10 protein-coding genes are annotated in these 13,804 nt (G+C 50.7%); 6 read left to right on the top strand and 4 right to left on the bottom strand.

From position 1 onward, the window contains the following. Positions 1 to 82 precede the first annotated feature (82 nt). From ACO6VG_RS17025 to ACO6VG_RS17015, 3 genes are all read left to right on the top strand, one after another. A complete protein-coding gene (locus ACO6VG_RS17025; protein ID WP_422474822.1) occupies positions 83 to 2,212 on the top strand; it encodes a hypothetical protein in 2,130 nt (709 codons plus the stop codon). A gap of 330 nt (positions 2,213 to 2,542) precedes the next feature. Then, complete coding sequence (locus ACO6VG_RS17020) at positions 2,543 to 4,801, top strand: hypothetical protein (RefSeq protein WP_422474820.1); 2,259 nt, start codon at positions 2,543 to 2,545, stop codon at positions 4,799 to 4,801. A gap of 15 nt (positions 4,802 to 4,816) precedes the next feature. Further along, a complete protein-coding gene (locus ACO6VG_RS17015) occupies positions 4,817 to 5,050 on the top strand; it encodes a hypothetical protein (protein ID WP_422133402.1) in 234 nt (77 codons plus the stop codon). A 439-nt stretch (positions 5,051 to 5,489) separates the two neighbouring features. On the opposite strand, the gene asd is transcribed toward ACO6VG_RS17015, so the two are convergent. The 4 genes from asd to leuC form a co-directional block, all read right to left on the bottom strand. Continuing rightward, positions 5,490 to 6,611, bottom strand: a complete 1,122-nt coding sequence (gene asd, locus ACO6VG_RS17010) for an aspartate-semialdehyde dehydrogenase (RefSeq protein WP_422133401.1) — start codon at positions 6,609 to 6,611, stop codon at positions 5,490 to 5,492. A 19-nt stretch (positions 6,612 to 6,630) separates the two neighbouring features. Continuing rightward, positions 6,631 to 7,710: a 3-isopropylmalate dehydrogenase gene (gene leuB / locus ACO6VG_RS17005; RefSeq protein ID WP_422133400.1), complete on the bottom strand. Its 1,080-nt coding sequence runs from the start codon at positions 7,708 to 7,710 to the stop codon at positions 6,631 to 6,633. Between the two features lie 220 nt (positions 7,711 to 7,930). Beyond that, entirely contained in the window at positions 7,931 to 8,578 is a 648-nt protein-coding gene (leuD, locus tag ACO6VG_RS17000) for a 3-isopropylmalate dehydratase small subunit (protein WP_422133399.1), read from the bottom strand. Positions 8,579 to 8,584: 6 nt separating this feature from the next. Further along, positions 8,585 to 10,000, bottom strand: a complete 1,416-nt coding sequence (gene leuC / locus ACO6VG_RS16995) for a 3-isopropylmalate dehydratase large subunit (protein ID WP_422137099.1) — start codon at positions 9,998 to 10,000, stop codon at positions 8,585 to 8,587. A gap of 135 nt (positions 10,001 to 10,135) precedes the next feature. Here leuC and ACO6VG_RS16990 point away from each other — a divergent pair, with 135 nt between their 5' ends. From ACO6VG_RS16990 to ACO6VG_RS16980, 3 genes are all read left to right on the top strand, one after another. Then, the gene (locus ACO6VG_RS16990; protein ID WP_422133398.1) at positions 10,136 to 11,008 is read left to right on the top strand and encodes a LysR family transcriptional regulator; all 873 of its coding nucleotides are present in this window, start codon (positions 10,136 to 10,138) and stop codon (positions 11,006 to 11,008) included. Positions 11,009 to 11,085: 77 nt separating this feature from the next. Next, positions 11,086 to 12,063 (top strand): MDR family oxidoreductase, encoded by a 978-nt coding sequence (locus tag ACO6VG_RS16985; protein WP_422133397.1) that lies wholly within the window; start codon positions 11,086 to 11,088, stop codon positions 12,061 to 12,063. Positions 12,064 to 12,330: 267 nt separating this feature from the next. After that, positions 12,331 to 13,773, top strand: coding sequence for a TrkH family potassium uptake protein (locus tag ACO6VG_RS16980; RefSeq protein ID WP_422133396.1), 1,443 nt, complete (start codon positions 12,331 to 12,333; stop codon positions 13,771 to 13,773). The last annotated feature ends 31 nt before the right edge of the window (positions 13,774 to 13,804 follow it).

Below are 13,804 nucleotides of genomic sequence, written 5' to 3'. Positions count from 1 at the left end.
CCTTCTTCTCTGTAAACCAGAGGGCAAGGATAGAATTATTAAACAATCACTTTTTGCGGCACTGCTGTTACTGTCGTTTTCTGTGGTCTGCCCATCAGTCACTGTAGACACAAACGGCAATGTAGGACCAGACTCATCACCTGATGACAAACGACACAAACCTGATAGTCAGGAAGTGCAAGCGAATCTTATAGAGTCAATTTCCTGGCCATGGCGTTACGCGACGAATCTGCTGGTTGCTTATGAGCTCATTCTGACTACCAGAGACGCCTCTCCAGGCTCAAACCCTCATTCACCCATAGCTGTAGAAGCAGTTTTCACTGTTGGCTGGCTTTTAAAAAGCTATTGGAATGCCAATTCACTACTGTTTAACCCAATTGAGCAACAAGAGGCGAGTCAAAATCACCGACTTGCTATCACCGCCGTGATGCCAGGCTCGGAACAAGGCCCACCTCCCTATCAACCATCAGAATCATCAGGCCAGGGTGCCCCACAAACCAGCACTTACACCACAGGCTATTTCACCAGTCTCCTGTTTTCTGACTCTGCCGACGGTGACGAGGGTCCTGAACAACACCTGCATACTTTGGGTTTAAATTGTTATATCTATCCCTGTAATGGTGTTTGTCGATTCCGACAATCTTCCGACCCATCCGATAGCGTAGAGCCAGGTTGTGAAGAAAGTTCGACATACGACACTGAAGAAACATCCGGAAAAAGTGCATGCTCCCACCTGGCCAGTAGACACTGTTATCGTTGCGGCCCTGTAGACGGGGTCGCCTTAGACGGGGTCGCCTTAGACGGGGTCGCCTTAGACGGGGTCGCCTTAGACGGGGTCGCCTTAGACGGGGTCGCCTTAGACGGGGTCGCAGACTCAACAGGTGCAGGGGCCGCCAGTACAATTGACACTACCGGGCGAGCAACCTGCAACGTAATCTTAGTCGGCGAGGATGGCCAACTGTGGCAATGCCGGAAAGTCTACAAGAATGAAAAAACACTTTTGTCTCACAAAAACCAATACCATAGCGGGCAAAAAACCTGTTACGTCACAATAGTCGGGGAGGATGGGCAGCCAAGGCCTTGCGGAATGGTCTGCCAGAATGTTGTAGCCCTCAAGTATCACAGGAGAAGCGTCCACACCAGGCAACAAACCTGTAACGAAACCATAGTTGGGCAAGATGGCCAGCACCGACCATGCGAAAAAAACTACAATAGTCTTCAAGCCCTGTCGAATCACAAAAACTTATACCACAGCGGGGAAAAAACCTGCGGCGTAAAAGTAGTCGGAAAGGATGGCCAGCCACGACCATGCGGAATGGTCTACAGAAGTGTTGGTGCCCTGTCGAGTCACAAAAGTAGATTCCATACCGGGCAAAAAACCTGTGTCATGATGGTGCTCGGGAAGAATGGCCGGTCGCAGCCATGCGGAACACTCTGCAGCAATGCTAAAGCCCTGTCAGCTCACAAAACCGCTCTCCATAGCAGGCAACGAACCTGTGACGTAACCGTGATCGGGGAAGATGGCCAGCCTCACCGATGCAGGACGCTCTGCAAAAGTTCTAAAGCCCTGACGGATCACAAAAGAACCTTCCATACTGGACAACAAACCTGTGACGCAACCTTAGTTGGGGAAGATGGCCAGAAGCGACTATGCGGGACAGTCTGCAAGAATGCTCAAACTCTGTCTAATCACAAATGCAGAATGCACAGCGGGAAACGAACTTGTGGAGTGACCATGGCCGGAGAGGACGGCCAGCAGCAGGCATGCGGAAAGGTCTACAAGAGTTATCAGGACCTGAGGAATCACATAAGAAAAGATCACACCGGGCAACAAACCTGTAAGGAAACTGTCATTGGGAAGGATGGGCAGCAGCGGCCGTGCGGGGCGGTGTATAAGAATGCTATGTGCCTGTCGAGTCACAAAAGCACATACCATAGCGGACCAAAAACTTGCGACTTAACACTCATCGGAGTGGATGGCCGACCATGGCCATGCAGAAAGCTCTTCAATAATTCCTATGCCCTATCGACCCACAAAAGAAGAGACCACAGCGAACCACAGACCTGCGATGTGACAGTGATCGGCGAGGATGGTCTGCAGAGACCATGCGGGACTGTCTGCAAGAGTGCTTTTGACCTGTCGAATCATAAAAGAAGACATCGAAAACGCCAGCTTGTTGATGTAAACCGGAACAATCACCTCAATCCTTGAAATGGCACCCGCCCTTGAGGGGGTATCGCAAAATTCCCTTGTCGCCAGAGGCGATGAATTTATTCGGGATGCCGGACAACTGACTGAAGGTGAACGGGTGACGGCCCGATTCAGCCAGGGTTCAGCAGACTGTCAGGTGATTGAGATCCACAAATCCTGGTTGTTGGCGTTTTACAACGCCTTCTTGATGAAAAAGATAAAGAAACACTCTTGTGTTCTTAATCTATCCTTCTTCTCTGTAAACCACAGGGCAAGGATAGAATTATTAAACACTCACTTTTTGCGGCACTGCTGTTACTGTCGTTTTCTGTCGTCTGCCAGACTAAAGCGTTGGCAAGACGTTTTGTTATCGAGGTTGAACAGAATGCAGATTTTCCCGATCATAACTTTTCTATAAAGCTTAACCGACCAACATTTTCAGGCAACCCATCAGACATTGTCGATACAAACGGCAATGTAGAGCCAGACTCATCAGCTGATATAAAACGACAAGTGCCTTACAGTCAAAAAATGAAAGCGACTCTTGTAGAGTCGATTTCGTGGCCATGGCTTTATGCGACGAATCTGCTGGTTGCTTGTGAGTTCATTCTGACCACCAGAGATGCCTCTCCAAGCTCAAACCCTTATTCATCCTTAGCTATAGAAGCAGTTATCACCGTTGGTTGGCTTTTAAAAAGCTATTGGAACGCCAATTCACTGCTGTTTAACTCTACTGAGCAACAGGAAGCGAGTGAAAATTACCGGCTTGCTATCACTGCTGTGATGCCAGGCTCTGAACAAGGCCAACCCTATTATCAAGCACCGGAATCATCAGGACGTGCTCCACAAGCCAGCACTTACAGCACAGGCTATTTCACCAGTCTTCTGTTTTCTGACTCTGCCGACGGTGACGAAGATCCTGAACAACACCTGCATACTTTGGGTTTAAATTGTTATACCTATCCCTGTAATGGTGTTTGTCGATTCCGACAATCTTCCGACTTATCCGACAGCATAGAGCCAGATTCTGAAGAAAGTTCGACATACGACACTGAAGAAACATCCGGAGAAAGTTCATGCTCCCACGTGGCCAATAAACACTGCTATCGTTGCAGCTCTGTAGACGGGGTCGCCTCAGACGGGGTCGCCTCAGACGGGGTCGCCTCAGACGGGGTCGCCTCAGACGGGGTCGCCTCAGACGGGGTCGCCTCAGACGGGGTCGCCTCAGACGGGGTCGCCTCAGACGGGGTCGCCTCAGACGGGGTCGCAGACTCAATAGGTTCAGCCGCAGCCGGTACAACTGAATATGACCGGCGAGCAACCTGCAACGTGATCTTAGTCGGCGAAGATGGCCAACTGCGGCAATGCCGGAAGGTCTTTAAGAATCAAAAAATACTTTTGTCTCACAAAAACAGATACCATACCGGACAAAGAACCTGTGGCGTTACACTCGTCGGGGAGGATAGCCAGCCAGGGCCATGCGGAACGGTCTGCCAGAATGCTGCAGCTCTCGCGTATCACAAAAGAAGTGTCCACACCGGGCAACAAACCTGTAACCTGACCATGGTTGGGAAAGACCGCCAGCAGCGACCATGCGGAAAGTCTTACAACAGTCTTCAAGCCCTGTCGAATCACAAAAGCTTATGCCATAGCGGGGAAAAAATCTGTCACGTAAAAGTAGTCGGAAAGGATGGCCAGCCACAACCATGCGGAATGGTCTACCGAAATATTGGTGCCCTGTCGGATCACAAAAAAAGATGCCATACCGGGCAAAAAACCTGTGTCGTGATGGTGATCGGGAAGAATGGTCAGCCGCAGCCATGCGGGGCAGTCTGCAGCAATGCTAAAGCCCTGTCAGCTCACAAAAACAATCACCATAGCGGGCAACGAAGCTGTGGCGTAAACGTGATCGGGGACGATGGCAAGCCTCGCCGGTGCGGGGCGCACTGCAGAAATTCTAAAGCCCTGGCGGATCACAAAAGAACCTTCCATACTGGACAACAAACCTGTGACGCAACCCTAGTTGAGAAAGATGGCCAGAAGCGACTATGCGGGGTAGTCTGCAGAAACGCTCAAAAACTGTCGAGTCACAAAAGCAGATTCCACAGCGGGAAACGAATCTGTGGCGTGGCTGTGGCCGGAGAGGATGGCCAGCAGCAGCCATGCGGCAAGACCTACAAGAATTCTCAGGACCTGAGTGATCACATAAGAAGAGATCACACCAGGCAACAAACCTGTAAGGAAACTGTCATTGGGAAGGATGGGCAGCGGCGGCCATGCGGGTCGGTGTGTAAAAGTGCTTCAAGCCTGTCTATTCACAAAAGCACATACCATACCGGACCAAAAACCTGCAACCTGACACAAGTCGGTAAGGATGGCCGACCATGGCCATGCGAAAAGCTCTTCGATAATGCCAAAGCCCTGTCGAACCACAAAAGGAAAGACCACAGCGAACCACAAACCTGCGATATGACAGTGGTCTCAGAGGGTGGTCTGCAGAGACCATGCGGGACGGTCTGCAAGAACGCTTTTGACTTGACGAATCATAAAAGAATACATCGAAAACACAAGCTTGCTGATGTAAACCGGAACAATGACCTAACTCCTTGAAATCACCTCCTTGAAATGACACCCGCCCTTCAGAGGGTATCGCAAAACTCTCTCCGGCGTGGGAACGCGCTGACTCCCGTCATTGCCGGCTTCATTCTCGTCATTCCCGCGAAGGCGGGAATCCACACTGACTCTCCACCAGAACCATACTGCCCGGTGTCCCCCTGGCCTTGTCATCCCCGAGAAGGCAGAGATCCACCGTTGGCGCTGGATTCCCGCCTTCGCGGGAATGACGACTTCAGAGCGTGAGAACGAGCTGTTGAAGTTTTGCGACACCCTCTTAGGAGCCTGACCGAGAATAGCGCCCGTAGCGAGGACGGCAGAAAATTGAGGATGAAAATTCGGTTTTGTGAGGAGAATAGCGAGCTATTTGACGAACAAAAGCGGATTTTCAGACCAATTTGCTGCCGCCGCAGTAGGGCAGTCTATTCTCGGTCAGGCTCTTAGTGAAGAAGACACAAAAACACTCTTATTATCTTGATCTATCCTTCAACTCTTTAAACCGGAAGGCTGACCTGGAATGGTGCCCGTTCTCGCTACGGGCGGACCATATAAGCCTCCTGGAGAAGTGCTACCCGAAATTCTTGAAGAGTTTCGCCGAAACCCTGGGCAACAGAAGGACCCCACCAAGTAGCTCAACTCAGACATTTAGCAGATCGCCAGCCAGAAAACTGGCTGGCCAGAAGGATCAGAGCAAAATTCCCAACATCCGACGCAGAGGCTCTGCAGCCCCCCACAACAACTGGTCACCTACCGTAAAGGCAGACAGATATTCAGGACCCATATTCAATTTGCGAATACGACCCACAGGAATATCCAGACTGCCGGTCACCGCTGCCGGTGTCAGCTTCTCCATGGTCACCTCACGATCATTGGGAATCAGAGAAACCCAATCGTTGGCATTGGCAACAAGGCTTTCGATATCAGCTATTGGCACATTTTTGTTCAGCTTGATGGTCAACGCCTGACTGTGGCAACGCATGGCACCGACACGAACACAGACACCATCAACCGGCACCAGAGCCTGACCGTCCAGACCGAGAATCTTATTGGTCTCTGCCTGAGCTTTCCACTCCTCACGGCTCTGCCCGTTCTCCAGTTGACGATCAATGTAAGGAATCAGACTGCCTGCCAGAGGCACCCCGAACTCACTTTGTGGTAAATCCGAGCTGCGCAGCAGATCAGATGTCTTACGATCAATATCAAGAATGGCACTGGCTGGATCGGCCAGCTCCCGGGCAACGTTATCGCGAATCACACCCATCTGAGCGATCAATTCACGCATGTTTCGGGCACCGGCGCCACTGGCAGCCTGATAAGTCATGGCGCTGACCCAGTCCACCAGCCCCTCACGAAACAGACCACCAATGGCCATCAGCATCAGGCTGACAGTACAGTTACCACCGATAAAATTCCTGACACCGGCATCAATGGCCCGATCGATAACAGGACGATTGACCGGATCCAAAACAATAACACTGTCGTCCTTCATCCTCAGAGAAGAAGCGGCATCAATCCAGTAGCCGTGCCAACCACTGTCACGCAATGGCTGAATAACCTTATTGGTGTAATCGCCACCCTGACAGGAAATAATGATATCCATAGCGGCCAGCGCTTCAATTGAGTGAGCGTCCTGAAGCGCTGTAGCAGGTCTGCCCGCATCCTGACCTACGAGTGGACCAGGCTGACCCTGCTGGGAAGTGGTAAAGAAGACCGGGTCAATATTCGCAAAGTCGTTTTCTTCACGCATACGATCCATCAAAACCGAGCCGACCATTCCCCGCCAGCCAACAAAACCGACCTTTTTCATAACTAGCCTCCCTAAATGCTCAACCCTTCAAACAAGCCACTAAGGCATCGCCCATTTCAGAGGTGCTTACCTGTTTGCAACCTGCTGATGCAATATCTCCGGTACGCAGTCCCTGATCCAGAACATCGCTGACGGCTTTTTCAATCGCATCTGCCGCTGCAATTTCCCCCAGGGAGTATCGGAGCAGCATCGCCAGAGAAAGAATCTGAGCCAGCGGGTTCGCTTTACCCTGACCGGCAATGTCCGGGGCAGAACCATGCACAGGCTCATACATCCCCTGGTTGGCTTCGTTCAGGGAAGCCGATGGCAACATACCAATGGAGCCGGTCAACATAGCAGCACAGTCGCTGAGAATGTCGCCAAACATGTTGCCGGTGACCATTACATCAAACTGTTTGGGTTCACGCACCAGCTGCATTGCCGCATTATCAACATACATATGGCTCAGTTCCACATCGGTGTAGTCAGAGCCCATATCTGACACTATTTCACGCCAGAGAGCGGTCACTTCAAGCACATTGGATTTATCAACCGATGTCAGTCGACCACCACGCTTTTGAGCCGCTTCAAAAGCCACTTTGGCAATACGCTTGATTTCAGATTCACGGTAGACATAGGTGTTGTAACCTTCCCGCTCTCCGCTCTCGAGGGTACGAACACCTCTTGGCTCACCAAAGTAGATACCACCGGTCAGTTCACGGACGATCAGAATATCCAGACCCGCCACCCGTTCGTGCTTGAGACTGGATGCTTCTGCCAACTGGGGAAACAGCATTGCTGGTCGCAGATTGGCGAACAGTCCCATTTCGGAACGCAGCTTCAGCAGTCCACGCTCAGGACGGTTCATCATCGGCTGGTCATCCCACTTGGGACCACCCACAGAACCAAAGAGAATCGCGTCAGATTTTTTCGCTTCGGCCAGAGTCTCGTCGGTCAGGGGAACACCATGAACATCCAGCGAAGCACCACCCACCAGACCTTCACTGATTTCAATAGCCAACCCAAAGCGGGTTTTAACGACATCCAGAACTTTCAGCGCTTCTGCCACAATCTCAGGGCCAATGCCGTCACCGGGCAGGCATAAAATCTGTTTACTCACTTCCCTTTACCTCTCATTAAAAACAGTGTTTTGTAAGCTCGATTTGACACTGGGCAGGCTGTTGAAAAACTCCCCCAGGGCTCCGGCGGCTGTCACAAAAAGCTGATTCCCACGCTCTCAGGCCCTTTGGACCCCGGCGCGGGAGTGAGAGCTTTGCAATAGCCTCTGGTGTATGGGAGCAAGAGTCGACTTACTTTGTTATTTGTTAAACTGGCAAAATTTAATGAATAGCATCAAAAAGCCAGGGCTGACTGTTGCGATGGCGCCCTTCAAAGGCTTTGATCGCATCAGCGTCCTGCAATGTCAGACCTATGTCGTCCAGACCATTGAGCAGACAGTGACGTCTGAACTCATCAATCGAAAAGCTGAGTTCACTGCCATCAGGCTTGATCACTTTTTCACGTTCCAGATCCACGTTCAGCTGATAGCCTTCCTGCGCATCAATTTCACTGAACAGCTCGTCAACAGCCTCTTCCGAGAGAGTGATCGGCAGAATGCCATTTTTGAAACAGTTGTTGTAAAAAATATCAGCAAAGCTCGGCGCAATGACGCAGCGAAAACCAAAATCATCCAGAGCCCATGGAGCGTGCTCCCGACTGGAGCCACAACCAAAGTTTTGACGGGCGATCAGTACCGATGCCCCCTGATAACGATCCTGATTCAGCACAAAGTCAGGATTCACCGGACGCTTTGAACAATCCTGGCCGGGCTGGCCCTCATCAAGGTAGCGCAACTCATCAAACAGATTGGGACCAAAGCCACTGCGCTTGATGGACTTGAGAAACTGCTTGGGAATGATCATGTCGGTATCAACATTGGCACGATCAAGAGGTGCTACCAAACCTTTATGAATAGTAAATGCCTTCATGGTGTCTTAAGCCCCCTGCCCCATCATCTGACGCACATCAACAAAATGGCCGGTTACCGCAGCCGCTGCGGCCATAGCCGGGCTTACCAGATGGGTTCGACCACCAAAACCCTGACGACCTTCAAAATTGCGGTTTGAAGTGGATGCGCAATGCTCACCGGCACCCAGTTTGTCGGCATTCATGGCCAGACACATGGAGCAGCCCGGCTCACGCCATTGCAGACCGGCCGCTTCAAAGATTTTGTCCAACCCTTCATTTTCTGCCTGTTCTTTTACCAGACCCGAGCCCGGGACAACCAGAGCTTCCTTAACGGTGTCAGCTACCTTTCGACCTTTTACGACAGCAGCCGCCTCTCTGAGGTCTTCAATTCTGGAGTTAGTACAGGAACCAATGAAAACACGATCAACAGGGATATCCGTGATCGGCATGCCTGCTGTCAGCCCCATGTACTCGAGGGCTCTTGCATAACCTTCCGCATCTGCCGGGGACGGTACATTAGCATCCACAGGCAGAACCATTTCAGGTGAGGTACCCCAGGTCACCTGAGGTTTGATGTCTTCACCTTTTAAAACAACCACTTCATCAAAAACAGCATCAGCATCAGAGTGCAGATCGGACCAGGCCTCTACCGCCTTGTTCCAGAGCTCGCCTTTGGGTGCAAAAGGACGACCTTTTACATAATCGACCGTGGTCTGATCGACCGCAACCATACCTGCACGGGCACCTGCTTCAATAGCCATATTGCAGACAGTCATTCGACCTTCCATACTCATGGCTCGCAGAACGTCGCCACCAAATTCGACAGCAAAGCCGGTACCACCAGCGGTTCCGATCTTGCCAATAATGGCCAGAACCACGTCTTTCGGCGTAACACCCAAACCCAGCTCGCCATCAACACGCACCAGCATGTTTTTCATTTTCTTGGCAACCAGGCACTGGGTAGCCATGACGTGTTCGACTTCGGAGGTACCAATACCATGGGCCAGCGCGCCGAAAGCACCGTGAGTAGAGGTATGGGAATCACCACAGACTACGGTCATACCTGGCAGAGTTGCGCCCTGTTCAGGACCCACAACATGGACAATCCCCTGGCGGGTATCCATCATATCGAACTGGACGATATCGAAATCGTGGCAATTATCATCCAGCGTTTTAACCTGAATTTTCGAGATAGGATCTTCGATACCATCAATGCCGGTTTTGCGCTCATTAACGGTAGTTGGCACATTATGATCAGGCGTTGCCAGGTTGGCATCAATTCGCCAGGGTCGGCGGCCAGCAAGACGCAGACCTTCAAACGCCTGGGGAGAGGTGACTTCATGAAGTAGCTGTCGATCAATGTAGATCAAAGACGAACCATCGTCTCGTTGACGAACAAGGTGGTTGTCCCACAACTTGTCATAGAGCGTCTTACCTGCCATTGGTTGAATCCTCATTACAGCGTTTCCGTTTTATGGGTATCCTAGAACGACAGAACAGATTACTCAAATTCATCTTTTTCATGCTATTAATAACTATAAGTTATCAATCATTTACCCCTTACAAAAAACTGAACCATGGATATACCCAGCCTCACCGCATTTCTGACCGTTGCTGAGTGCAAGTCTTTCTCCCAGGCGGCAGAAAAGCTGCATTTAACCCAGCCGGCCGTCAGCAAGCGCATTGCTTCGCTTGAGAGCCAATTAGGCACCCAGTTATTTGATCGCATGGGTCGACAGATCAATTTGAACGAAGCTGGACGCATCCTTATGCCCAAAGCCAGACAAATGCTGGACTTGATGAAGGACTCCCGTCAGGAAATCAGTAACCTGAAGACTCAGGTAAAAGGGACTCTGGCCATAGCCACCAGTCACCATATAGGCTTACGCAGGCTCCCTGACATCTTGAGGGAATACTCCCGCCGCTACCCGGATGTCAAGCTCGACATTCGCTTTGTGGATTCGGAGGTGGCTTATGAAATGCTGAGTCGTGGTGAAATTGAATTCGGTATCGTAACACTCTCTCCTGACAACCCGGATCGATTTGAATCCCGTCTGGTCTGGAATGACCCGCTGATTTTTATGGCGGCCAGAGACCACCCCTTATCCAGCCTGAAAAAAGTCACCACCCAGCAGTTAAGTGAACATCAGGCAATTCTGCCAAGCTCAAACACATTCACTCACCGGCTGGTTCGCACACTGTTTGAAGAAGAAGGTCTGTCTTTGCAAACCACCATGTCTTCCAATTACCTCGAAACAATCCGTATGCTGGCTTCCATCGGCCTGGCATGGACCATTTTGCCCGCCTCGATGCTGGACGACGATCTCATTGCATTGAACACACAATGCCATACGCCTTCAAGAAAGTTGGGGTATATCATCCACAAAGAGCGAACCCTGTCGAATGCGGCCAATGCGCTTCTGGACCTTCTGAATCAGGAAACCGGCTGATCATTGTTATTCGCCAACTTGTCCCTATAATTCCACTATCGATTTCACTACCTTTCACAGAACTGACGGAGTGTTGTATGTTCAAGGCGCTGTTGCTGGAGCAGGAAGGCCAAGCCACTGTATCTTCTGTCCGGGAACTGGACGACAGTCGTTTACCCGAAGGGGAGGTCACGGTAGCCGTCGAATATTCCTCGCTGAACTATAAGGACGGTCTGGCCATCACTGGCAAGGGCAAGATTATCCGCAACTTTCCCATGGTACCGGGCATTGATTTTGCGGGTACAGTCATTAATTCTGACAATCCTGAATTTTCAGAAGGTGACAAAGTTATCCTCACCGGCTGGGGCGTGGGTGAAAACCACTGGGGTGGTATGTCTGAAAGAGCCAGGGTCAAAGCCAGTCAACTGGTAAAAATGCCAAAGGGACTCAACAGCCAGAAAGCCATGATGATCGGCACAGCAGGTCTGACAGCAATGTTGTGCGTAATGGCTCTGGAACACTCAGGTGTCACACCTGAAAAAGGTGAAATTCTGGTCACCGGTGCCAGTGGTGGCGTGGGCAGTACTTCTGTCGCCCTGCTGGCAAAATTGCATTACGATGTTGTCGCTGTATCAGGTCGTCCGGAAAACTCCGGCATGCTGGTCAACCTGGGAGCCAAACTGATCCTGCCAAGAAGCCGTTTTGAGGAGCCAGCCCGCCCGCTGGATAAACAAATGTGGGCGGGTGCAATTGATACGGTTGGCAGCAAGCTGCTCGCCAGGGTTCTCTCAGAAATGAACTATGGCGGTGCCGTTGCAGCCTGTGGACTGGCAGGAGGTTTTGACCTTCCGACTACGGTGATGCCATTCATCTTGAGGGGCGTAAACCTCCAGGGCGTCGACTCTGTGATGTGTCCAACAGAAAAACGTACTCAGGCCTGGGAGCGACTGGTGGACCTGTTACCTGCTGATTTTTACAACTCTGCCTGTCAGGAAGTGACACTGGAAGAAATTGCTGAGTACGCTGAAGCCATCACGGTGGGTCAGGTGACCGGTCGTGTGATCGTGAAAATCTAACCCGTTCTTTTTATAAGTCATTTTTATAAGCAGCCTTTACAAAAGGCATCGAATTTTTCGCTCTGCTGTTTTTCAGCTGACTCATTTTCTCATCCACTTGATGTTGTCGTGCTGTTCATGATCGCTCCATGAATCTTGCGGCAACATGCTTTCATGGCAAAAATTGAGGATACACTCATTGAAGCCATGTACTGGTATTAACCCCTAATTACTTCGAACCCTTTAAGTGCAATAGTTCGAGGTTTGACTGATTAAACAAAAACAACCATGAATTTGCGCCCCGTTCTGCTTGTCATAGGCCTGTTTCTGATGATGCTGTCAGTATTGATGCTACTGCCAGCCCTGCATGATTTCGTCATTGGCGAGGAAGGAATTTATTCATTCGGCTTGTCGGCCCTGATCACCCTGTTGGCAGGCGCACCACTTTACTACTTTTGTCGTGTACCTGTATTCAGCCTGCAACCAAGGCAAATATTTCTGCTGACCAACGCATCCTGGTTGACACTGAGTGCCTTCGCAGCTCTGCCTCTCTACATACAGCTGGATATCAGCTACACCGACGCATTCTTTGAAACCATGTCCGGGATTACAACCACCGGTTCTACCGTGCTCAGTGGACTTGACCAGATGAATACTGGGGTCCTGCTGTGGCGCTCTCTGCTTCAATGGCTCGGCGGCATTGGCTTTATTGTCCTGGCTGTAGCGGTACTGCCTTTTCTGAAAGTCGGTGGTATGCGTCTGTTCCAAAGCGAATCTTCCGACTGGTCAGACAAAGCCATGCCCCGTTCAGGCAGCATCGCCAAACGTATTGTTTGTATCTACTTGGGCATGACCATTTTTTGTGCGTATCTCTATTTTCTCGGAGGCATGCATGGCTTTGAAGCCATCAACCACGCCATGACCACGCTTTCCACCGGAGGCTACTCAACTTCCGACAGCTCCATGGGTCACTTCAAAAACCCCTTCATTCACTGGGTTGCTATAGTGTTCATGATTTTTGGATCGCTTCCCTTTGTCCTTTTTGTCAAATTTCTCAGGGGTGATTCTCAGTCTTTGTTGAGGGATAACCAGGTTCAGGCTTTTCTCAAATTCCTGCTCATACTCTGGGGCTTTTTGACTCTGCGACTGTTTATAAACAGTGATTATTCACTGCTCAAGTCTTTGACCCTGGTCGCCTTTAATACTACTTCTGTGATCACGACGACAGGTTTCGCATTGACTGACTACGAGTCATGGGGAGGGTTTGCAGCCGCCCTCTTCCTCTGCCTGACGGTCATTGGTGGCTGCTCAGGCTCCACAGCAGGAGGAATAAAGGTTTTCCGTTTTCAGATTGCAGCACGTTTGCTGGGCATTCAACTGAAACAACTGGCTCATCCGAGAGCCTGTTTTGTACAAAGCTACAACGGCCATCAAATCAGTAGCGACATATTGAGATCTCTGATCGCTTTCTGCTTCTTTTTCGCACTCCTGACCACTATTCTCACCCTGCTTTTGAGCTTTCTGGGGCTGGATCTTGTCACCAGTCTCAGTGGTGCATTGACAGCAGTTGCCAACGTAGGACCCGGACTTGGAGATATTATCGGACCTGCGGGCAACTTTTCATCACTGCCTGATGCCGCCAAATGGTTCCTGAGCGTGGGAATGCTGCTAGGCAGACTGGAAGTTATTACCGTTTTGGTACTCTTCACTCCAGCATTCTGGAAGCACTAGGAGCCTGACCGAGAATAGCGCCCGTAGCGAG

The sequence above is a fragment of the Endozoicomonas sp. ALB032 genome (assembly GCF_049310125.1).
In the GTDB taxonomy this organism is placed as follows: Bacteria; Pseudomonadota; Gammaproteobacteria; order Pseudomonadales; family Endozoicomonadaceae; genus Endozoicomonas_A.
The sequence above is the reverse complement of the archived record's forward strand: the minus strand, read 5'-3'. Positions and strand labels throughout refer to the sequence as shown.

Bases quoted from the DNA above. Each gene is read 5' to 3' on its own strand.
- ACO6VG_RS17015 (WP_422133402.1), top strand. From the start codon at position 4,817: ATGACACCCGCCCTTCAGAGGGTATCGCAAAACTCTCTCCGGCGTGGG.
- asd (WP_422133401.1), bottom strand. From the start codon at position 6,611: ATGAAAAAGGTCGGTTTTGTTGGCTGGCGGGGAATGGTCGGCTCGGTT.
- leuD (WP_422133399.1), bottom strand. From the start codon at position 8,578: ATGAAGGCATTTACTATTCATAAAGGTTTGGTAGCACCTCTTGATCGT.
- leuC (WP_422137099.1), bottom strand. From the start codon at position 10,000: ATGGCAGGTAAGACGCTCTATGACAAGTTGTGGGACAACCACCTTGTT.
- ACO6VG_RS16990 (WP_422133398.1), top strand. From the start codon at position 10,136: ATGGATATACCCAGCCTCACCGCATTTCTGACCGTTGCTGAGTGCAAG.
- ACO6VG_RS16985 (WP_422133397.1), top strand. From the start codon at position 11,086: ATGTTCAAGGCGCTGTTGCTGGAGCAGGAAGGCCAAGCCACTGTATCT.
- ACO6VG_RS16980 (WP_422133396.1), top strand. From the start codon at position 12,331: ATGAATTTGCGCCCCGTTCTGCTTGTCATAGGCCTGTTTCTGATGATG.